17 protein-coding genes are annotated in these 20,601 nt (G+C 69.0%); 8 read left to right on the top strand and 9 right to left on the bottom strand.

Features of this window, described 5'->3' with window-relative positions:
• Nucleotides 1-7 precede the first annotated feature (7 nt).
• The 4 genes from ssuE to HPY32_RS02300 all read left to right on the top strand — a co-directional run bounded on the left by ssuE (nucleotide 8) and on the right by HPY32_RS02300 (nucleotide 4,451).
• A complete protein-coding gene (gene ssuE / locus HPY32_RS02315) occupies nucleotides 8-577 on the top strand; it encodes an NADPH-dependent FMN reductase (RefSeq protein WP_067582641.1) in 570 nt (189 codons plus the stop codon).
• Between the two features lie 32 nt (nucleotides 578-609).
• Entirely contained in the window at nucleotides 610-2,217 is a 1,608-nt protein-coding gene (locus tag HPY32_RS02310; protein ID WP_197696399.1) for an FAD-dependent oxidoreductase, read from the top strand.
• A gap of 201 nt (nucleotides 2,218-2,418) precedes the next feature.
• On the top strand, nucleotides 2,419-3,420 hold the full coding sequence (locus tag HPY32_RS02305) for a phosphoribosylaminoimidazolesuccinocarboxamide synthase (protein WP_067582636.1): 1,002 nt from the start codon (nucleotides 2,419-2,421) through the stop codon (nucleotides 3,418-3,420).
• Nucleotides 3,417-4,451 carry a beta-ribofuranosylaminobenzene 5'-phosphate synthase family protein gene (locus HPY32_RS02300; protein ID WP_067582633.1) on the top strand — a complete coding sequence of 345 codons (1,035 nt, stop codon included), beginning with the start codon at nucleotides 3,417-3,419 and terminating at the stop codon, nucleotides 4,449-4,451. The genes HPY32_RS02305 and HPY32_RS02300 overlap by 4 nt, the downstream gene beginning before the upstream one ends.
• 22 nt (nucleotides 4,452-4,473) lie before the next feature.
• Here HPY32_RS02300 and HPY32_RS02295 read toward each other — a convergent pair whose 3' ends face one another.
• The 4 genes from HPY32_RS02295 to HPY32_RS02280 all read right to left on the bottom strand — a co-directional run bounded on the left by HPY32_RS02295 (nucleotide 4,474) and on the right by HPY32_RS02280 (nucleotide 10,210).
• A complete protein-coding gene (locus HPY32_RS02295) occupies nucleotides 4,474-4,830 on the bottom strand; it encodes a cupin domain-containing protein (RefSeq protein ID WP_082870922.1) in 357 nt (118 codons plus the stop codon).
• An 84-nt stretch (nucleotides 4,831-4,914) separates the two neighbouring features.
• Entirely contained in the window at nucleotides 4,915-5,568 is a 654-nt protein-coding gene (locus tag HPY32_RS02290) for an HAD family hydrolase (RefSeq protein ID WP_067582630.1), read from the bottom strand.
• A 28-nt stretch (nucleotides 5,569-5,596) separates the two neighbouring features.
• Nucleotides 5,597-6,919 carry a crotonyl-CoA carboxylase/reductase gene (gene ccrA / locus HPY32_RS02285; RefSeq protein WP_067585611.1) on the bottom strand — a complete coding sequence of 441 codons (1,323 nt, stop codon included), beginning with the start codon at nucleotides 6,917-6,919 and terminating at the stop codon, nucleotides 5,597-5,599.
• Between the two features lie 252 nt (nucleotides 6,920-7,171).
• Nucleotides 7,172-10,210: an alpha-mannosidase gene (locus HPY32_RS02280; protein ID WP_067582629.1), complete on the bottom strand. Its 3,039-nt coding sequence runs from the start codon at nucleotides 10,208-10,210 to the stop codon at nucleotides 7,172-7,174.
• 151 nt (nucleotides 10,211-10,361) lie between these two features.
• Here HPY32_RS02280 and HPY32_RS02275 point away from each other — a divergent pair, with 151 nt between their 5' ends.
• Entirely contained in the window at nucleotides 10,362-10,952 is a 591-nt protein-coding gene (locus tag HPY32_RS02275) for a TetR/AcrR family transcriptional regulator (protein ID WP_197696398.1), read from the top strand.
• On the top strand, nucleotides 10,949-11,677 hold the full coding sequence (locus tag HPY32_RS02270) for a VC0807 family protein (RefSeq protein WP_067582624.1): 729 nt from the start codon (nucleotides 10,949-10,951) through the stop codon (nucleotides 11,675-11,677). The genes HPY32_RS02275 and HPY32_RS02270 overlap by 4 nt, the downstream gene beginning before the upstream one ends.
• On the opposite strand, the gene HPY32_RS02265 is transcribed toward HPY32_RS02270, so the two are convergent.
• Together HPY32_RS02265 and HPY32_RS02260 are read right to left on the bottom strand one after the other, a co-directional pair.
• The gene (locus tag HPY32_RS02265; protein ID WP_082870921.1) at nucleotides 11,661-13,190 is read right to left on the bottom strand and encodes a glycosyltransferase family 39 protein; all 1,530 of its coding nucleotides are present in this window, start codon (nucleotides 13,188-13,190) and stop codon (nucleotides 11,661-11,663) included. The two genes, HPY32_RS02270 and HPY32_RS02265, sit on opposite strands and share 17 nt — an antisense overlap.
• A gap of 179 nt (nucleotides 13,191-13,369) precedes the next feature.
• Nucleotides 13,370-15,007 (bottom strand): helix-turn-helix transcriptional regulator, encoded by a 1,638-nt coding sequence (locus HPY32_RS02260; protein ID WP_067582621.1) that lies wholly within the window; start codon nucleotides 15,005-15,007, stop codon nucleotides 13,370-13,372.
• Nucleotides 15,008-16,376: 1,369 nt separating this feature from the next.
• Here HPY32_RS02260 and HPY32_RS02255 point away from each other — a divergent pair.
• Both HPY32_RS02255 and rfbA read left to right on the top strand, forming a co-directional pair.
• Complete coding sequence (locus HPY32_RS02255) at nucleotides 16,377-17,141, top strand: VC0807 family protein (RefSeq protein WP_067582618.1); 765 nt, start codon at nucleotides 16,377-16,379, stop codon at nucleotides 17,139-17,141.
• A gap of 39 nt (nucleotides 17,142-17,180) precedes the next feature.
• Nucleotides 17,181-18,047, top strand: a complete 867-nt coding sequence (rfbA, locus tag HPY32_RS02250) for a glucose-1-phosphate thymidylyltransferase RfbA (RefSeq protein ID WP_067582615.1) — start codon at nucleotides 17,181-17,183, stop codon at nucleotides 18,045-18,047.
• A 203-nt stretch (nucleotides 18,048-18,250) separates the two neighbouring features.
• Here rfbA and HPY32_RS02245 read toward each other — a convergent pair whose 3' ends face one another.
• Genes HPY32_RS02245 through HPY32_RS02235 form a run of 3 tightly spaced genes read right to left on the bottom strand, consistent with a single transcriptional unit; the run spans nucleotide 18,251 to nucleotide 20,533 of the window.
• Nucleotides 18,251-19,027 carry an alpha/beta fold hydrolase gene (locus tag HPY32_RS02245; protein ID WP_067582612.1) on the bottom strand — a complete coding sequence of 259 codons (777 nt, stop codon included), beginning with the start codon at nucleotides 19,025-19,027 and terminating at the stop codon, nucleotides 18,251-18,253.
• The gene (locus HPY32_RS02240) at nucleotides 19,024-19,788 is read right to left on the bottom strand and encodes an aldose epimerase family protein (RefSeq protein ID WP_156674161.1); all 765 of its coding nucleotides are present in this window, start codon (nucleotides 19,786-19,788) and stop codon (nucleotides 19,024-19,026) included. The genes HPY32_RS02245 and HPY32_RS02240 overlap by 4 nt, the downstream gene beginning before the upstream one ends.
• The gene (locus HPY32_RS02235) at nucleotides 19,781-20,533 is read right to left on the bottom strand and encodes a thioesterase II family protein (protein ID WP_067582607.1); all 753 of its coding nucleotides are present in this window, start codon (nucleotides 20,531-20,533) and stop codon (nucleotides 19,781-19,783) included. Before HPY32_RS02235 ends, HPY32_RS02240 begins: the two co-directional genes overlap by 8 nt.
• Nucleotides 20,534-20,601: the final 68 nt, after the last annotated feature.

The following is a 20,601-nucleotide window of genomic DNA, read 5'->3' as shown; positions in this document are numbered from 1 at the left end:
TCGCCCCATGACATCTGTTCTCGTGCTGTCCGGAAGTCCGTCGGCCGTGTCCCGGACCGCGGCGCTCGCCGAACATCTGGCCGAGCGGCTGCGCCTGCACTCACATACGGTGCGCACCATCAGGATTCGCGATCTGCCCGCTGGTCCGCTGCTGGCCGCGGACGCGACCGACCCGGCGCTGGCGGCGGTGGTGGAGGCGATCGGCGAGGCCGACGGGCTGGTGGTGACCTCGCCGGTCTACAAGGCGGCCTACAGCGGCGTGCTCAAGACGCTGCTCGACCTGCTGCCGCAGTACGCGCTGGCCGGGAAGGCGGTGCTGCCGGTGGTCACCGGGGGCAGCCCCGCCCATGTGCTGGCGATCGATTACGCGCTGCGGCCGGTGCTCTCCGCGCTCGGCGCGCATCACATCCTGCCCGGCTGGTTCGTCCTGGACACCCACATCCAGCTGATCGGGGAGGACGTGGTGCTGGCACCGGAGACGACCGGGCCGCTGTACGAGGCCGTCGACCGTTTCTCCGAGACGCTGCACGCGCGCGATTCGCTGGCCGGTGGTCACTGGACCGCCGCCATCCGATGACGCCGCCCGATCCATCCACCGGAAGGAAGCTCGTGGAAGACGAAATGCCCTGCGCGGAAGTCGTTGTCGTCGGTTCGGGGGGCGCCGGTCTGCTCGCCGCCGCGGTGGCGGCGGACGCCGGATTGTCGGTGACGGTGCTGGAGCGCACCGCACTGCTGGGCGGCACCACCGCGGTGTCCGGCGGCATGCTGTGGGTGCCCGGCAATGCTCCGATGGCCGCCGCAGGCATCGAGGACTCCCCCGACGACGCCCTGCGCTACCTGGACCTGGTCACCGAGGGCACGGTCCCCCGCGCCCGGCTCGAGCACTACGTCAAGGCGGCACCGGAGATGGTGCAGTGGCTGCTGGAGCACACCCCGGTCCGGCTGTTCCCGATCGATCGCCCCGACTATCACTCCGAGTGGCCGGGCGCGCGAAATGTGGGTCGCTGCTTGGACAACGAGCCCTTCCCGACCGCGGACCGGCCCGGCCTGCTCGGGCGCATCCGCCGTGGACCGCAGTTCCCGCCGCTGACCTATCACGAGCGGCACCTCGCCCGATTCGACGGCCCCGACCGGGAATTACTCGAACGGCGGCGGTCGGAGGGTGTGCTCACCGTGGGCGCGGCGCTGGTCGCGGGGTTGGTCGCGGCCTGCGACGACCGCGGGGTGCGGTTCGTGACCGAGGCGCGGGCCACCGCGCTGCTGCGCGCGGACGGGCGGGTGACGGGTGTCCGGACCGCCGACGGGCGGGAGTTCCCGGCCGCGAACGTGGTGCTGGCCGGGGGCGGATTCGAATGGAATGCCGTGCTGCGCACCGCGTTTCTGGGCGATATCCCGGTCCTGCCCGCCAGCCCACCGGGCAACGAGGGCGACTGCCTGACGATGGCGCTGGCCGCGGGCGCCGCGGTGGAGCGCATGAGCCAGGCGTGGTGGGTGCCCGCGCTCGCGGGAGTACCGGAGCGATACGACGGGGCCCCGCTCACCCGCCACCTCGTGGGCGAGCGCTGCCTGCCGGGATCGATCATGGTCGACCGGCACGGTCGCCGGTTCGTCAACGAGGCGGTCAACTACCACGACATCACCCGGGTGCTGTTCAACTTCGACGCCGACCAGCACCGGCCCGACCACCTGCCGGTGTGGCTGGTCTTCGACGAAACCTTCCGCACCCGTTACCAGGTCGGTACCGCGTCGCCGCGCGAACCCGCGCCGGACTGGTTCACCAGCGCTGCCACCCCGGCCGCGCTGGCCGCGGCGATCGGCGTCGACCCGGACGAGCTCACCCGGACCATCGAGCGGTTCTCCGCGCACGCCCGCGCGGGCAGCGATCCCGATTTTCATCGCGGCGAGACCGCGCACGACCGCTACTACGGCGACCCGCGCCACGGCGGCAACCCCTGCCTGGGCGAGCTCGCCGCGCCGCCCTTCCACGCCGTCCCCGTCGTCCCCGGCGCCCTGGGGACCAAGGGCGGTCCGGTCACCGGCCCGGCGGGCGAGGTGCTCGGGACCGACGGCACGGCGGTGCCCGGACTGTTCGCCTGCGGCAATGTGTCCGCGACCGTCATGGGCCCCGGCTATCCCGGCTCGGGCGGCACACTCGGTCCGGCGCTGACCGCGGCCTACTGTCTCGGCACCGCGCTCGCGCGGCGGCCCCGCGGATAGGTCCGCACCGCGGCTATCACACCCGACTGAGGAATTTCCTCAGTTGTTCGCGCGCGCTTCGCGTTGCCGGAAACCGCCTTTCGCATGCCCGTCACCGATCGCCTTGGCAGTAGCCGAGTTTCACGTATAAATTCCCGAACAGTAAGCGCCACAACAGAATCCAACTGCGCGCGACATCCAAACGGACACAGGAGCAAACAGGTGAAACGCTGGTCCAGTAAGGATCTGAAGGTACTGGTTCCGCCCGCCGACGGACGGCCGGGTGAGGGCATATTCGTCTTCTCCGACCGCTATTCGGTCTTCGACTTCGGGGTGATGCCCGACGAGATACCGGGTAAGGGCGCGGCCTCGTGCGCCATGGCGGTCCGCTCGTTCGAGCTGTTCGAACAGGCCGATATCTGGACGCATTTCCTGGAGCAGGTGGCCGACAACGCCATTCGGATCCAGCTGCTCGACGTGGACACCGACGGCAGCAAGGGGCCCGCCGGTCCCGGACGCACCATTCCGTTGCAGGTGGTCTACCGGCTGGCCCTGCCCCGGGAATCCTCGGTGCATCGCCGGGCCGCGGCGGGCACCCTGGACCACGCCACCGTGCCGCCGTACGGCGACGCCGGGGCGCCCTGGCTGGCCGAGCCGATGGTGGAATTCACCACCAAATACGAGGAGACCGACCGATTCATCGGCCGGGCGGAGGCGGCCCGGGTCGGCGGTGTGGACCCCGCCGACCTCGCGGTGCTGACCGAGCTGACCACCGGCGTCGCCCGCGTACTCGAACGGCACTGTGCCGCAGTGGGACTGACGCTGGCCGACGGAAAGGCCGAATTCGGCTTCGACGGCGACCGCAGGCCGATCCTGATCGACCACGCGGGCACCCCGGACGAGAACCGCTTCTATCTCGGGGCCACCCCGGTCTGCAAGGAACTGCTGCGCTTCCTGCACCCCGGCCTGCGCGAGGTGGTGCAGCGCCTGGTCGCCGACCGGATACCCCGCGATCGGTGGCCCCGGCCGGAGCCGCTGGCGCCGGACCTGGTCGCCGCGACGGCGGAGATCTACGCCGCGCTGGCCGCCGCCTGGACGACCGGCCCGGCCGTGGCGGAGCGATTGCACCGCGCCGTCGAGGATTTCGTCACCGCCTGCGGAAACCCCACCGATCTCCGGCAGCGCACCGGCCTGACCGCCGCACCGATCGGCGGTGCCGCATGACCTCGCACCTCACGGCGGCGAGTACCCGCCACGGCAGCGCGGTCCGGGTGTCCTCCCCGGCCCGGATCAGCTTCACCCTGATCAGCCTGGACGCGCAATCGCGGCGCCGCAACGGAATCGCGTCCATCGGTGTCGAGCGGCCGGGGGCGAGGGTGACCGCCGCCGTGGCGTCCGGCCCCACCACGATCACCGGCGTCGAGGGCGAGCACCACGCCGCGCTCACCGCCGCCGCGGACACGCTCCGCACGCTCTGGGACGGCCCGCCGGTTCACCTCGACATCGATGCGGCGCTCCCCGCGCACAGCGGATTCGGTTCCAAGACAACGACTCTCATTGCCGCCGGATATGCCTACGGGCTGCTCTGCGACCGGACCCCCGACATCCGGTGGCTGTCGGCCACCCTCGGCCGCGGCCGCACCTCCGGCGCGAGCACCGGGCTCGCCGAGCACGGCGGATTCCTGGTCGACTGCGGCCACCCGAACCCCCCGGACTTCGCCGACGAACCCCGGAAGTACCTGCGCCCCAGCCACTTCGCCACCGCCGTCGAACCGCCGACGCCGCTGGTCAAGCTGGACTTCCCGGACTGGCCGATCCTGATTCTGCTGGCGAACGGCCGCCACATCGGCGGCGCCGAGGAACTGGAGTGGTTCACCACCACCATGCCGATCCCGCCCGCCGAATCGTGGCGCACCTCCCACCTGGTGTTCATGGGGCTGGCGCCCGCCGTCGCCGAACGCGACTACGACACGTTCTGCTCCGTGGTCGACGAACTGACCTTCACCGGCTACTTCAAACGCGCCCAGATCGAATTGCAGGGGCGGGAGATGGTCGACCTGCTCGACGAGGGCCGCGCCCAGCCGAGTATCGACGCCATCGCCATGAGCAGCCACGGGCCGACCTGCTTCGCCTTCACCAGGGATCCGGAGGCCGCCGCCCACTGGGCGGAGGGCCTGCGCGAGCGCGGCCTGATCCGGGATCACTGGTTCACCACCGTGCGCAACAGCGGATTGGCCGCCGACTGGCTGCCGTGACGACGGCCCGCACGAGTAGTCCTCAGACCGCCGGGACGATGCTGCCCGGCAGCAGATCCATCCGCGGCGGCGAGAAGATCTCCAGGTACGTCGCTCCCGCCGGGCCGACACCCAGCGGCGCGTGGGGAGCCTCGATGGGGATGTAGAGCACGTCGCCGGTCGACAGCCCGACCTCCTCCCCCGCCACCGACATCCGGACCTCGCCACCGAGCACCACCACCCATTGTTCGTGCGGGTGGTGGTGCGTCTGCCCGGTGAATTCCGCGGTCGGCTCTATCTCGATCCGCACGAAGGACATATTCTGCCCGCTCGCGATCCGCCTGCTGTCCTTCGCGCGCGGACTCCGCGTGCGCGGCATCTTTTCCCAATCGATGAACACGACGTCACTCCCTTATTCGCATCAGAAATGCGTGAACCACCGCAGTATGCCGCGGCGGCGGCCGGGAAGCGAGCGCCCGCGGGTTCAGGCGAATCGATGCAATTCCGCCGCGGTGTCGATAATGTGAGTCGGCCCGGCGGCCCGCAATTGCTGCACCGAATGCGCGCCCCAGGTGACGGCAATGGTATCCATGCCCATGGCCGCGCCCATCGCGATATCGGTGGCGGCGTCGCCGATCATCACGGCATCGGCCGGGTCGATGCCGGTCTCCGCCAGCGTGCGCTCCAGCATCTCCGGGTGCGGCTTCTTGCGGACCACCAGGTCGTCGCCGATATACAGCCGGAAGTAGTCGCCGATGCCGAGGTGCCGTGCCGAGACCACGGCGAACTCGGTGTTCTTGCTCGTGGCCACCGTACATTCGGCACCGGCGGTGGTCACCTGCTCCAGCGCGTCGCGGATACCGGGAAATGCCCTGGTCTTCTCCGGCAGGAATTTCCAATAGAGATCGCGGTAATCGGCGACCAATCGCTCGTAGCGGGCGTCGTCGTGGATACCGCCGGTCAGATCGCGGAATACCTCGGGCAGGGAACGACCCATATTCTCGACAATCCGGCGCGGCTCGACCGGTGGCAGCCCGTTCCGCTCCAGCGACCCGGCAAAAGAGGCGACGACACACTCACCGGAATCGGCGAGTGTGCCGTCGAAATCGAATACGAACAGCTGATATGTTGTGCCCACCCGGCCAACATACCCGCCGAAATCGGTGTCAGGCGTTCAGCAGCGGGGTGAGGCGGTCGGTGCCGATCTCGGTGCGCAGGCTCGGGTTGGTGACGCCGAGACCGGGGTCGGGGGCCAGGCACAGGACGCCGACCTTGCCGAGGTGTTCGTTGCGTTGAATGGTGCGGGCGGCCTCGCCGGACTCCCGCAGGGGGTAGATCGCGGAGAGCATGGGCATGATGCGGCCGCGCTCGATGAGGCGGTTGGTCTGGTACTGCTCGTACAGGTTGGCGCCGTGGCTGCCGATGATTCGCTTCAGGCGCATCCACAGGTAGCGGTTGTCGAAGGTGTGCTCGTAGCCGGTGCTGGAGCCGCAGGTGACGATGACGCCGCCGCGCCGGGCCACGAATACCGAGACGCCGAAGGTCTGCCGCCCGACGTGCTCGAAGACGATATTGGGGTCCTCGCCGATCTCGCGCCGGATGATCTTGCCCAGCTGCCGACCCGCCGCCACCGTGGTCTCCGGGTCGGGGGAGATCTCACCGATCTCGCGCCGGTCGATCACCAACTCGCAGCCCAGCTTTCGGGCGATCTCCGCCTTGCGGTCGGAGCTGACGATGCCGATCGGGATGCCGCCGCCGTTGCGCACGAACTGCACCGCGTACCCGCCCAGGCCGCCGGCCGCGCCCCAGATGAGCACCACGTCGCCCTGGCGCATATTGGCGCCGTGCTCGCTGATCAGCATCCGGTAGGCGGTGCCGGCGCACAGCGGATTGCACGCCGCCTCCTCCCAGCTCAGGTGCGCGGCCTTGGGCAGCAGCTGGCTCGCCCGGACGACGGCGTAATCGGCCAGGCCGCCGAAGTTGGTCTCGAAACCCCACGCCCGCTGCTCGGCGCCGAGCATGCCGTCGGCGTGGGTGAGCGGCTCCTGGTCGTCGACGTGGGCGGTCGCCACGGCCACGTGGTCGCCGACCTTCCAGTTCCGCACGCCGCTGCCCACGCGCACGATCACCCCGGCCGCGTCCGAACCGAGAACGTGATGGGGCTGATCGTGGCGGGCGGCCCAGCCGCCCTGCTTGGCGTAGTAGCGCAGGAAATTGAAGGTGGGCAGCGGCTCGAAGGTGGCCGACCAGATCGTGTTGTAGTTCATCGCCGCCGCCATCACGGCGATCAGCACCTCGTCCGGGGCCAGCTCCGGCATCGGCACCTTGTCGACGTGGATCGACCGGCGGACGTCCTTGTCCGCGACGCCGCGGAACATGTCGACATCCTCGATCCGCAGATGCGCCGCCGTGTATTCGGTGGGCACCGGAATGCGTTCCAGCACATCGGAAGACGCCCCCGAGACGACGGCGGCGGAGAGTTCGTCCATGATCATCCTTCGTTCATTCCGACCACCGGCGACGAACATTCGGAAAAGGGCGAATGGCCCGGGGAGTCTACCTTCCGAGAATTCCAGGCGGTCATATCATTTCCGCTCCCCGCATATGGTGTGCGCCTCGGGAAGAGCGTAGAACGACGTGATCCGGCCCACCAACCCTTTCCGCCCCTACCCACCCCTATCGACCCCTGAAAATGAATTCGCGGACGACTCTAGTGAATTCACGGACGAAACTGTGCTGCGTTATCCGATCGAAAGCCGGAGCGTACGGATTTCGAAGGGGCGCAATGCCATTTCGATATCGGAGCCGCCCACCCCATAGTGCTCGGTCCGCGCCCACTCCCGCTCCAGCAGGTCGGTGGAGCGGGCGGCGGCGAGCGGGAAACCCGCGGTCAGCCGGGCCCGCGCGCGGCCGCCGTGTGCCTCGTACAGGCGCACCACGACGTCCCCGGACCGATCGTCGGCCAGTTTCACCGACTCGATCACCACGGCCGGATTGTCCACCGTCAGCAGGGGCGCCACCGCGTTCGCGCCCGCGACCTCCCGGACCGGCAGGTTGATCCGGTAGCCCTCGCAGACCGCGGCGGCCACGTCGGCGCCGGGGATAAGGGCGTGCCGGAAGCGGTGCACGCCGTGGTCGGTGTCCGGGTCCGGGAACCGCGGCGCGCGCAGCAGCGACGCGCGCAGCAGCGTGCCGAATCCGCCGCCGTCCAGCGGGATTCGGGCCACGTCGTGACCGTAGGTGGAGTCGTTGGCCAGCGCGACACCGTACCCCGATTCGGCCAGCAGCATCCAGCGGTGCGCGCAGATCTCGAATCGGGCCGCCTCCCAACTGGTATTGACGTGGGTAGGGCGGTGCACGTGCCCGAACTGGATCTCCGCCGCCGACCGCTCCGCGGCGACGTCCAGCCCGAAGGCGAGCTTCAGGAACTTCTCCGTCTCGTGCCAGTCGACCTCGGTGTCGATCTCGATCGCCCGCTCCCCCGCCCGCACGGTCAGCCGCTGGCGCACCGTCGAGAGCCCGAAGGTGCGCACCACCGTGACCGCGGCCCGGTCGGGGCCGGTGGACTCGAGCACGACCTTGTCGGCGGCGGTGAGATCGGTGACCGTATTGCGGTAGTGGCGGTCGACGTCCCAGGCGTCCCAGTTGTTCGGCACGTCCGGATGCAGTTGCAGCAGGTTGCCCGACGAGCCGGGCGCGATCGCCTCCCGCCCCGCCGCGAGGTCGTACACCGAGCGCAGCAGCCCGTTGCCGTCGACGACGACCCGCAGCACCCCGTTGGCCAGCACGAATCCGCCGTCGGCGGGTTCGGCGAGGACCGGGTCGCCGGAGGGTTGCGCCGCGGCGGCCGCGCCCAGGCCCGCCACCCCGTCGCGCGCGTGCGGGGCGGCGTTGAACACCACGGTGTCCGCGCCCGCGCCCGCGAGCCGCCGCTGGGCCGCGTCGATGATCTCGGTCAGCCGCACCGCGATCTCGGCGTAGTCGCGTTCGGCCTCGCGGTGCACCCAGGCGATCGAGCTGCCGGGCAGGATGTCGTGGAACTGGTTGAGCAGCACCGTTTTCCAGATCCGGTCCAGCTCGTCGTACGGGTACTCGGCGCCGTGGCGCACCGCGGCGGTGGCCGCCCACAGCTCGGCCTCGCGCAGCAGATGCTCGCTGCGGCGATTGCCCTGCTTCGTGCGCGCCTGGCTGGTGTAGGTGCCGCGGTGCAATTCCAGATACAACTCGCCGGACCACACCGGCGCGTGCGGATATTCCGCCTCGGCCTTGCGGAAGAATTCCGCCGGAGCCTCGACGGCCACCCGCGGCGAGCCCTCGAGATCGCGCAGCCGCGCGGCGCGGGCGAGCATTTCCCGGGTCGGTCCGCCGCCGCCGTCGCCGTATCCGAACGGCACCATCGACCGGGTGGCGCCGCCCTTCTCGGCGAAATTGCGTTCCGCGTGCGCCAATTCGGCGCCGGTCAATTCGCTGTTGTAGGTGTCGACCGGCGGGAAATGCGTGAAAACCCGGGTGCCGTCCAATCCCTCCCACCAGAACGTGTGGTGCGGGAACTTGTTGATCTGGTTCCAGCAGATCTTCTGGGTGAGAAACCAGCGCGATCCGGACTGCGCGACCAGCTGCGGCAGGGCCGCGGTGTAGCCGAAGGAGTCCGGCAGCCAGACCTCCTCGGTCTCCAGGCCGAATTCGTCCAGGAAGAAACGCTTTCCGTGCACGAACTGCCGGGCCAGCGCCTCGCCGCCGGGCAGATTGGTGTCCGACTCCACCCACATCCCGCCGACCGGGACGAACCGGCCCGCCGCCACCTGCGCGGCGACCCGCGCGAACAGTTCCGGCGCGCGCTCCTTCACCCACGCCAACTGCTGGGCCTGCGACATCGCGAAGACGAAATCCGGGTTGTGCTCCAGCAGATCGACGACATTGGCGACAGTGCGGGTGACCTTGCGGACGGTCTCCCGGGTGGGCCACAGCCACGCGGAGTCGATGTGCGCGTGCCCCACCGCCGAGATCCGGTGCGCGCTGGCGTGCGCCGGGCGCGCCAGCGTGTCGGCGAGTTCGGCGCGCGCCGCGGCGGCGGTGCCGGGCACGTCGTGCACGTCCAGCGCGTCGAGCGCGCGCTCCACCGCGCGCAGGATCTCCCAGCGGCGCGAACCGGTTTCGGGCAGCTCCCGCATCAGCTGCACCGCCACCTGGATGTCGGCGCCGAGGTCGGCCACCTCGGTGTCGTACACGGCCAGCGCGACCCGCGAGATCCGGTACAGCGGGGCGTCGCCCGCGGTGTCGCGGTGGCCCAGGTGCGTGGGCCGGAACATCGCCGCCCCGGCGGTGCCGCCGAAGATGGTCGGGTTGGCGGCCGCCTCCACGTAGAGCTCGACCCGCTCGCCGCCCGCGGCGGGCGCGCCGATCCGCACCCAGGAATTGCGCGGGCTGAGCCCCTTGATCACCGTGCCGTCGGGCGCGTAAACCATTCCCTCGCACTGGAATCCGGCCATGCTGGCGTCGAAGCCGAGGTCGATGACCGCCTCCACGGTGCGCCCGGCCCAGGCGGCGGGCACCTCGCCGGTGACCCGGCACCACATGGTCGCCCACGGCGGCCCCCACATCTGACCCACCGTGGCCTCGCGGTACTGCGCGGACAGGCCCTCGGCCACCGGCACCGGTTCGCCGGGGGCGTGCCACACCTCGATCCGGGCGGGTACCGACTCGGGATACACCGCGGGCCGGATCCGCTCCACCAGGATCCGGAAGATGCGGTCCTCGACCAACTTCCGATCATCGTGCATTCGCCACTCCGAAGGTTCGTGGACTGATCTCCCCCGAAGCCATGCAACCACAAAACCTCTCGGTCCGCGCCGGACCCGGGCCGCCCTTGACAGCGTTACTCGACCGACGTAATAATTACTCATGCAAGTAAGAGAGGTGACCGGGCGGTCGGTGACGGCAACCGCACGCCGCGCCCAGATCGTGGCCGCGACCATCGAGACGATCGCCGAACTCGGTTACGGGCAGGCATCGTTCGCGCGGATCGCGGAACGGGCCGAGCTCAGCAGCACCCGGCTCATCTCGTATCACTTCTCCGGCAAGGACGAGCTGATGCGCGCGGTCATCGCGGACGTGTCCACCGAGATCCGCGCCTTCATGTCCGAGCGCCTGCGGGACCTGCCCGACCAGCGCAGCGCCCTGCTCACCTACATCCGCAGCCGGGTCGAGTTCATCGCGGCCCGCCGCACCCAGATGGACGCGCTGATGTCGATCTTCCTCGAGTTCCGGGGCACCGACGACGAGCGCAGCTACGACAGCGCCAACGAACGGCGCACCCTCTCCTACGTGCAGGACATCCTGGAGGCCGGGCAGCGTTCCGGCGAATTCCGCAAGTTCGACACCTTCGTGATGGCCTCGACCATCGAGCGGGCGATCGACGGCCTGCCGTTCCTGCTCCGCACCGCGCCGGACCTCGACCTGAGCTCGTACGCGGCGGAGCTGACCACCCTGTTCGACCTCGCCACCACCGGGAGTACCCCATGACCACCACGCAGACCAGCCCCGCGCCCCCGCAGCAGTCGGGGCGGCGCATGCTCCTCGAGCTGCTGACCGACCTCGTCCTGCCGACCGTCCTCTACTACGTGCTGCGCAGCACCGGGATGGGCATGTACCTGAGCCTGTTGATCTCGGCCGCCATTCCGGCCGCGATCGCCGTGGTGCGGCTCATCCGCAACCGCCGCGTCGACGGCGTGGCGCTGTACGCGGTGACGGTCATGGTGCTCGGCGCGGTGGTGTCGCTGATCGCCGGGAGCCCGCGCTTCATGCTCGCCCGCGAGGGCTGGCTGACCGGCATCACCGGCCTGTGGTTCCTGGTCTCGGTGCGCTTCGGGCGCAGGCCGCTGGCCTTCCTCTACAGCCGCCCGGTGCTGGAGCGGCGGCTGACCCGCCGCGGCGTCCCGGGCGACTGGGAGCAGCTGTGGGAGCAGCTGCCGGGCTTCCGCCGGATCTGGCGCGTGGCCACCGTGCTGTGGGGGCTGGCGCTGCTGGGCGACGCGGTCGTGCGCGTGCTCATGGCCTACAGCCTGCCGGTCGACACGGTGCCCGCGCTCAGCACGCCGATGTACACGGTGACCTCGGTCGTGCTGCTGATCGTCACCAATACCTACTACCGGTTCGCCGGGCTGTTCGACGGCGGCTCGGCGCTGTACGCGTCGTTCCGAGGTTCGGGCGGCCTGCCCGCCGCGGCCGGGGTCACGGGTAGGCGCTGAGGTGCCGGTAGCCGGGCCACAGTGCGGCCCACGGCTTTTCGCGGTCGCGGCAGACGATGATCGGTCGGCCCTGTTCGGGATTGTCGATGCCCAGCCGGTTGTCGACGGTGTCCACCGTTCGGCACGAGCCGAAGTCGGCGGCGAGCCGCGCCGGGTCGACGCCGATCGCGACCACCACGCCCGCCGAGTCCGGCGGGGCGCCCCACTCGTACAACCCGTTGTGCCCGCTGTAGATCGCGGGCAGGCCGTGGCCGTACCGGTCCAGGGCGCCCGCCTCGGCGAAGTTCTGGGTCAGCAACACCGCGTCGGCGCGGTCCGCGTCCGGCAGTGCCCGGTAGGCCGCCTCGGCCTGCGCGGCCAGCTGCTGCCAGCCGACATCCTGCAGCGACCGGCCCGCGCGCTGGAATTTGTGGAACTCGCTGCGCGGGATCACCGGCAGCGACAGCACCACCTGCAGCGCGGCCCCCAGCACCAGGGCGAGCACCAGCGTCACCAGGCGCAGGGTGCGCACTCCCACCCAGCGGTCGGCGACCACGCAGCCGACGGCCAGCAGCGCGATCAGCAGGCCGCCGGTGTAGTCGGGCCGCCCGCCGTCGACGAGATACGACGCCGCGGCGGCGACCACGTAGCCGATGCCCAACGCCCGCACGGGTTTCCACTCCGGCACCCGGAACAGCTGGACCAGCCCGATCATGCAGAGCACGAACAGGAGGGGACCCAGCAGCAGCACCAGGTTGGTGACGAACATGGCGCGGTAGGCCGTGCCGTCCGTGCTGCCCAGCGCCTGCGCCATGTGCAGCTGCGGAAAGTCGTGTGTCGCTTGGTAAATCAGATTCGGCGAGCCGATGACCAGGCCCAGCCCGGCGCCCGCGTACAACCACCGGTCCGCGAACACCTTCCGCGGCCCGGCCAGTACCAGGCCCAGCAGCAACGCCGCAACCAGAAGCAGCACAATGTATTTCGCGTACAGCGCGACCCCGACCACCAGACCCGCCCAGCACCACCACACGCCCTGCTCCCGCAGCAGCGCGCGGAGCACGCAGACCAGCACCGCGGCCCACGCCACGGTGTCGAGGCTGTTGGTGACGATGTAGTGGCCGAAGTTCAGCACCAGCGCGGAGGTCCCGACGGCGAACGCGGTCAGTGTCTGCGCGCGCCGGGTCCCGCCCAGTTCGGCGGCCATGACCGCGCCGAGCATGGTGACCGCGGCCGCGCACAGCATCGCGGGCACCCGGATTCCCCAGACGCTGTCGCCGAAGACGGCCGTCGCGGCGCGCACCACCATGGGCAAAAGCGGCGGCTGGTCCACGTATCCCCAGGCGAGACCGCGCTTTCCGAGCAGGCGGAAATACAATTCGTCGGGGGCGTAACCGTATTCGTTCGCGAACACGAGCAGCAACGCGATCAACCCGGCCGCCACCACCGCGACCGGCAACCACGCCACCGGGGAGGTCCGCCGCGCCCGCACCTCGCGGCGGACCATCAGTAATTCCCTGTCGAGGGACGTCATCATCACCCTTACCATTTCCCCGCCCGATCCTCGGCGCGGGGGCCTCGGAGAACAGGGGGAAACCGCGGCGGTCGGCGTAGAGCGCGGCCGCACGCGGTTGGCTCGTCGGGCCGACTATCGCCCGACGCCCCCCACTGAGATCCCGGCCAAAAGCATGCCGGGATCACTGATATTCGTACCGGTTAGCCGACGTCCCTGACGGCGACCAGGTCCGTCGGCAAGTCGGAACGGCGGCTGACATTGAGCTTGCGGTATATCCGCGTCAGATGCTGTTCGACAGTACTCACAGTGATATACAACTTACGCGATATCTGGCGATTCGAATAGCCGAGCACGGCCAGGGAGGCGACCCGATATTCGGCCTCGCTGAGGGCGGACATCGCATTGCGTCGCGGTTCCTTCGACGACAACTCCGTCGTCGTGGCCATGGCGGCCTCGCGCAGCGGCGGTTCGTCGTCGCTCCCGTCGACCACGAACAGCTTGTCGAGCATTTCCTTGGCATTCGCGCGGTAGCCGAGCGAGGTCAGATTCTTGACCACCGTCTCGACCAGCTCGGGCTTCAGCTGCCCGCCGACGAAAGCGTTGTACAGCGGCACCAGATGTCGGCGCACGCCCGCGGGGTCGGTACCCCACCGCAGCGCGGCCAGCAGCATGGTGATCTCCGTGCGCTGCGGTTCGTCGTCGGTCGCATTTCGCGCCAGGCTCAGATAATCGATCGCGGAATGCGTCTCGTCCACCGCCAGCATCTCGTCGGCGGCATCGCAGAGAATGGGAACGGCCCAGGGTCCGAGCTGTTCGGGAACCAGTGCCAGATGCCGGGCGACGACCGCCGTCGTGCCGTAGTCGAGCAGCAATCGAACCGCGCGGGTGCGCAATTCGTTGCGGGTCGGGCGGTCGATGGCGCTCAATACGGCCCGGCGGATCGCCGGGTGCCGCAGGGTGCCGTTGTGTGCCAATCCCGCGGATTCCAGAACGCCCAGCGATCGCTCGACGACATCGGGTTCGGCATTCGCGAGCCGGGCCACGAGTTGGGCGGAACCGTCCTCGTGCAGAATGGCCAGCGCCCGCGCCACCTCCATGACCTGAGAATCGCAGGAATGCAGGCACGCGCCGACCGCGGTGACGAATGCGTCGCCCGGAACCAGGCGTTTTACCGCGGCGCCCGGGAAAGCGCTGCCCGTTCCGGCCGCGGCGTCCTCGACGAGGGCACGGACGAGCAAGGGATTACCGCCGGTCAGGTGATAGCACTCGGGTGCGAATTGTTCGGCGGCGGCGCCGAGTTCGCGGCCGAGCACCCGGGCGATCCCGCGCTCCGACAGTGCGCCCAGGCTGATTTTCCGGGCATTCAGGTGCCTGCGCAGCGCGCCGCGGTAGGGATCGTCGGCGAATACGCTGCTGGATTCGGCCATCGCGATGAGCATGCGATGGAAGCCGACTCGTTCGGCCAGGTAGCACAGGCAGCTCAGCGAATCGGCGTCGATGTGCTGGGCGTTGTCCACCGCGATGACGATCGGCGTCGTCGCGGCCAGCTGAAACAGCTTGTCGGCGGCCGACTCCAGGGTGACCAGTTCGCCCGGTTCCCAGGTCGGGTTCAGTGCCTGCCCGAGGGTGCTGAACGGAAGATGCCGCTCGAACACCGAGGCGGACGCGCGCAGGACGACATGTCCGCGCTCGGTCGCCAGGCGCGCGAGGGTGGACAGCAGCTCGGTCTTGCCCGTGGCAACCGGGCCCCTGACGATCGCGACCTTGCCATTGCCGTGTGCGCTGTCGTCCAGCAGGTCGTTCAGCAAACGGATTTCGTTCTCGCGCTCGGCGAGCATTCCCCGTACCCCCCTGTCCGTACAAACGCTTCCGCCAGGTCATGGCAGAGAGGACCGTATGCCTTCGCGACATGCGGTCGTGTGGCCGGAACGGTCCGCGACATTGCGGCAACCGCTCGTAAAATCAGCGTCGACTCACTCCGTACAATCAAAGATCCATGCATTTCGCCACGCTCCAGCCGAATACGCATGCTTCGGCTGGGTATCCGAGTACCTGGTAAGAACCGCCACCTGTCTCACCCGACGCCGTCATCTGCTATCCGACAACGCCCATCAGCACTGAATCCAATTGACCAGTCGAAACAAATTTCAGAAAGTCACACAGATCTCGCTCTCACCAGGGGCCGCCAACGCACCGATTCGTACGATCCGAAGCCGGGTAACTCCCGTCCCGGCTCGCCCGCAATGCTATTACCGGACGCAAACGAAAGCAAGCTGAGATTCCGTTCTCTGCCGTATTTGGTGCGAATGTCCAATTTGCCGGAAATGCCGATCGCTTCGATACTCGCAAATTCAACTTCCCACCAGGCACTTCATGCCGGAACCGGCGGTATCGGGATGTCGCGACCCCCCGGCTTGCTACGCGGCTCGAAATGACATGTGACAAAACGGTGAACAGCCTATCGGGACCATACCTGAACGGCATTACTTCACATATACTCGATGCGCCGCCGGGTGATTCGGCATTCATTGAGCAATTACCATTCCAGCGCTTCCGTCAACCGTTTCGGCGCAACACGGATTGCCCGATTGCCGACGGCCTCGGCGGTGAAATCGGGCGTTGCCGCGCCGCCGGGGGTCGGGTGTGGAATCTCCACGGTCGACGGGCGGGACCGGCCTCCGGGGTGCCATGTATGCAACGACGCCGGGGGGCCGTCTCTTCCGATTGAGCGAAAAAATACCGGGCGGACCACTTACCGTAACGTCGACTCGGGTCCGGGAGGGATATCCGGCGCGGGGTGGGCGGCAGCGAGCCAACCGGGCAGTACGCTTGCGCCATTCGATCGGTCAGGTCTCCATGACCGCATTTTCAAACCCCTTCCTCCCCCTGCGGCTCCCTCCGCAGCATCACCAGATGGTAACAAGTCCGACCGATTGGTCGCAACAAGTAAACGGATCGCTATGCGTCCTATTTGTCCGTTATACCGAGGGGTTCCTTTCGGGGTTCCCTCGTGAGATCGTTTCGGGCACACTCTAGTTGAATCCCCATATTCCGGGGTATCCGGTGGTCGGGCCCTCTCGCATCCTCGTAGCATCGCCCTCGGAGGCGGCCTGGGTGGCCGACGATGCCCGAAAAGGTCTACAACTACACGCTTTTCGCTGCGCGAGCCGTGCCGAGCGAGACGGGTCCGCGGCAGAGGTTCACCGGATGACCGACGACGACAGGACCACCGACGACATGACTACCGACAACCCCGCGGGCGGCACCGCGCCTACGCTCGGAGCCGACAACCCGCCGCCGCCCGAGCACACCGGTGGCCGGCTCACCCTGATCATCGCCCTGTTCGATCTGCTGGTGCCGCTGGTGCTGTACTACGTGCTGCGCGGTGTCGGCTACAGCGAGATCACCTCGCTGATCGCCACGTCCATCCCGCCGATCATCAGCTACATCATCCAGGCCGTCGTGCTGAAGAAGAAGGACGGTTTCGCCGTCCTCATCCTGGTCTTCCTCATCATCAGCATCCTGCTCGCGCTGACCACCAAGGACGCGCGGGCGCTGCTCACCCGAGACGCCTGGATGACCAGCTTCGGCGGCATCTACTTCCTGGCCTCGGTGCGCTGGGCGAAACGGCCGACCGCGTTCTCCATCGCCCGGCCACTGCTCGAGGGCCGCTACGGCAAGCCCGGCATGATGAACTGGGACACCATCTGGGAGAACTACCCGGCGTTCCGGCGGATCTGGACCACGATCACCGTGATCTGGGGTGTCGGCCTGCTGGTCGACGCCGCCATCCGCATCGTGCTCGCCTACACCCTGCCCGTCGACGTGGTGGTCGGCACCAACAGCAGCCAGTACTTCGCCTGGTTCTTCGTCATGCAGGTCATCACCAATGTCTATCTTCGCCGGGGGCGCAAGAAGCTGCCCCCGGAGTTCGAATTCCAGCGCCGCCGCCGCGCCGCCGCGGCCTCCTGACCGCGGATCGGCGGATCGGCAAGCGCCACGAGGGATCTCATGCGTGGAATTATCCTGGCGGGAGGGGCGGGTACGCGCCTGCACCCGCTCACCATCGGGGTGAGCAAGCAGCTCATGCCCGTGTACGACAAACCGATGATCTACTATCCGCTGTCCACGCTGATGCTGGCCGGGATCCGGGACATCCTGGTCATCACCACACCCCACGACGCCGCGCAGTTCCAGCGGTTGCTCGGGGACGGCAGCGCCTGGGGCATCTCGCTCACCTACACCGTGCAGCCCGAGCCGGACGGTTTGGCCCGGTCGTTCATCCTGGGCGCGGACCATATCGGCAACGACTCGGTGGCGCTCATCCTGGGCGACAACCTGTTCTACGGTCCCACGCTGGGGCGGCAGCTCAGTCAGCTGAACGCCGTCGACGGGGCCACGATCTTCGGTTACCGGGTGTCGGATCCCTCGGCGTACGGCGTGATCGAGTTCGACAAGAACGGGATCGCCGTGTCGATCACCGAGAAGCCCGCGGCGCCCAAGAGCCAGTACGCGGTGCCGGGGATGTACTTCTACGACAATCAGGTCATCGAGATCGCCCGCGGGTTGCGGCCTTCCGCCCGTGGGGAATACGAGATCACCGACGTGAACAATGCCTACCTCGCGATGGGGAAGCTGAATGTCGAGGTGCTGCCGCGCGGTACGGCGTGGCTGGACACCGGCACCGTGGAGTCGCTGCTGGAGGCGGCCCAGTTCGTGCGCACCATCGAGCGCAGGCAGGGAATGAAGATCGGCGCGCCGGAGGAGATCGCCTGGCGCAAGAAATACATCAGCGACGAGGAATTGGCCGCGCATGCCCGGCGGCTGGCGAAGTCCGGGTACGGGGAGTATCTGGAGAGCCTGCTGGTCGCGGAGTGAGTGTGCCCTCGTGGTTCCGGCCAAAAGCACGCCGGAACCACGAGGGCAGACAGCCGGAACCACGAGGGCGGACAGCCGGAACCATGAGGGCGGACAGCCGGAACCACGAGGGCAGACAGCCGGAATGACGAGGGCGGATTCCGGGCCGAAAGCCCGGCGATGGCTCCGGCCAGCGTCACGCCGGAATGGCGAAGGGCGGCAGGTTATTTGGCGACACGGTCGGTGAACGCGCGGAACGGGGGGACGAAACGTGGTGCGCCCGTGGGGGTTCGGATGGCGTCGTGGTCGGAGCCGGGGATGATCGCCAGCTCGGCGGCGGACCCGGACAGGGCGCGGAACAGTTCCACGGTCATCTCCGGGCCGACCAGCTCGTCCTGGTCCGCGCCGAGGACGAGGACCGGAATGTCGATGCCCGCCAGCTGTTCATCGGACAGGCCCTCGTAGGTCAGCCACATGTGGGCCGAATCCTCCACGACCCGCCGCCACTGCGGTTCGCCGCCCGGGTGCCAGCCCTTGATGGTCGGGCCTTCTTCGCCGAGGCAGTAGTCGAGGAATTCGAGATTGGGTTCGTTGCGCCGGTTGGCGCCGAGCAGCATTCGGTGCTTGTCGCGGATGCCGCCGCGATCGAATCGCGGATAGGCGCCGCCGACGATCAGCGCGCCCGCCGTGCCCGGATGGCGGACGGCGAGTTCGAGGGCGATCTGGCCGCCGTCGCTCCAGCCGCCGACGAGGGGACGGTCCAGGCCGAGTTCGGCAATGGCGGCGGCCACCCGGTCGGCCGCCAGCGAATAGGTCAGCGGCGAGTCGAGCGGGTCGGACCCGCCGTGTCCGGGGCTGTCGAACAGGAAGAAGCGCAGGCCGTTTCCGGCCGCGTCGACGAACGGCAACCAGGTGACATGGGTGCCGAGGCCGCCGTGCAGCAGGACGACCGGCGCGCCCTCGCCCCGTTCGACGACCGCGATTCCGGCGGCCGTCGTCATGAGGTCGGCCCCTGGAGTTCGAACGGCTGCATGCCCCACGACAGCATTCTCGTCTCCCCGGGTGCGATGGCGTGCAGGTCGGTGGCGGGTGCGTCGGGTGGGTAGGTGCGCAGGTCGAGCCGGACCGAGCCGGAGCCGACCGTCGCACGGGTCCACTCGAATTCGGCCTCGCCCCAGATGCGCACGCCGTCGCCGGGGCGGTCCTCCCCCGCCCGAAGCCGGTGCACCACATGGGTTTTCCCGGGCAGCGGGCGGCCACCGCCGATGAGCACGTCCAGGTCCGGGCCGGTCACGGCGCGCCCGGTCACCTCGGCGGAATCCGCCCCGACCAGGTCGGTCAGGTCGGGCGCCTGCCCGCACAGGGTGAGCACGGCCGCGGCGCCCGCCGCGGGGTGGACGTCGGCGACCACGCCCACCCGGACGGGGTCGGCGCCGGTGTTGGTGATGCCGTGCACGACGGCGAGCCCGAAATCGCCCACGCTGACGGCGGTGACGACATTGCAGGCGAGGGTGGTGTCGGCGGCGAAGACCATGGTGCCGCCGTTGTTGCTGCGGACCCGCCAGCGCGTGCCGTCGGCCACCAGGGGTTGGGCGGGCTTGCCGTCCTCGGCGCCGACCAGCCGTGCGCCGGAGGCGGTGCCGTCGGCCAGATAGGGGACGCCGTCGAGGGTGAGGCCGCGCAGGCGCGGCCCGACGGGATCGACCTCGACCTGCACCCCGTCCGCGGCGACCCGGATGATGTCCGCGGCCACGTCACTCACGACCGATCTCCTCGCGCAGCACGTCGAGTACCTCCGCCTGGTGGTCGGTCAGGAAGAAATGGCCGCCGGGCCACTGCCGGAACCGGAACGGGCCGGTGGTGTGCTCCTCCCACGCGGCGACCTCGTCCAGGGTGGCCTTGGGGTCGGCGTCGCCCGCCAGCGCGATGATCGGGCAGCGCAGCGGCGGGCCCGGCCGGTAGCGGTAGGTTTCGGCGGCCTTGTAGTCGCTGCGCAGCGACGGCAGGATCATCTGCCGGACCTCTTCGTCGGCAAGCAGTTTCGCGTCGGTGCCGGACAGCTTGGTCAGCTCCGCGAGCAGGCCGTCGTCGCCGCTGAGGTGGACGGTCTCGTCGCGGTGCCGCGACGGGGCGCGCCGACCGGACGCGACGAGGCAGGCGATCTCGGTGCCGTTCGCCTCCAGGCGGCGGGCCACCTCGAAGGCGAGGGTCGCGCCCATGCTGTGCCCGAAGAACCGGATCTTCTTGCCCGCCAACGGCAGCAGCTGCGGGACGATGGCGTCGGCGAGTGCGCCGAGGTCATCGATGCAGGGATCGGCGCGGCGGTCCTGGCGGCCCGGATATTGCAGGGCGACAACGTCGGTCACCGAGGCAAGGGCGCGCGCGACGGGGAGGTAGTAGGTGGCCGAACCACCCGCGTGCGGGAAGCACACCAGCACCTTGTCGGTAACGTCCGAGGGCGCGTAGCGACGTAACCACACCCCGGTGTCCGGGGAAATCATCGTCATCGGTCCTCCTTCGGTGGCCAGGTCGGTACCGGCCGTCGAACTGCTCGTCACGTGCCCCCTCCGAGCCT

This window comes from Nocardia terpenica, from assembly GCF_013186535.1.
In the GTDB taxonomy this organism is placed as follows: domain Bacteria; phylum Actinomycetota; class Actinomycetes; order Mycobacteriales; family Mycobacteriaceae; genus Nocardia; species Nocardia terpenica.
Note: the sequence above shows the minus strand (reverse complement) of the source record. Positions and strands in the feature narration are given on the sequence as shown.

Excerpts from the sequence above, each read along its gene's own strand:
- ssuE (WP_067582641.1), top strand. The coding sequence starts at position 8 with ATGACATCTGTTCTCGTGCTGTCCGGAAGTCCGTCGGCCGTGTCCCGG.
- HPY32_RS02260 (WP_067582621.1), bottom strand. The coding sequence starts at position 15,007 with ATGCTCGCCGAGCGCGAGAACGAAATCCGTTTGCTGAACGACCTGCTG.
- HPY32_RS02270 (WP_067582624.1), top strand. The coding sequence starts at position 10,949 with ATGACCACCACGCAGACCAGCCCCGCGCCCCCGCAGCAGTCGGGGCGG.
- HPY32_RS02245 (WP_067582612.1), bottom strand. The coding sequence starts at position 19,027 with ATGACGACGGCCGCCGGAATCGCGGTCGTCGAACGGGGCGAGGGCGCG.
- HPY32_RS02255 (WP_067582618.1), top strand. The coding sequence starts at position 16,377 with ATGACCGACGACGACAGGACCACCGACGACATGACTACCGACAACCCC.
- HPY32_RS02300 (WP_067582633.1), top strand. The coding sequence starts at position 3,417 with ATGACCTCGCACCTCACGGCGGCGAGTACCCGCCACGGCAGCGCGGTC.
- rfbA (WP_067582615.1), top strand. The coding sequence starts at position 17,181 with ATGCGTGGAATTATCCTGGCGGGAGGGGCGGGTACGCGCCTGCACCCG.
- HPY32_RS02235 (WP_067582607.1), bottom strand. The coding sequence starts at position 20,533 with ATGACGATGATTTCCCCGGACACCGGGGTGTGGTTACGTCGCTACGCG.
- ccrA (WP_067585611.1), bottom strand. The coding sequence starts at position 6,919 with ATGGACGAACTCTCCGCCGCCGTCGTCTCGGGGGCGTCTTCCGATGTG.
- HPY32_RS02280 (WP_067582629.1), bottom strand. The coding sequence starts at position 10,210 with ATGCACGATGATCGGAAGTTGGTCGAGGACCGCATCTTCCGGATCCTG.
- HPY32_RS02265 (WP_082870921.1), bottom strand. The coding sequence starts at position 13,190 with ATGATGACGTCCCTCGACAGGGAATTACTGATGGTCCGCCGCGAGGTG.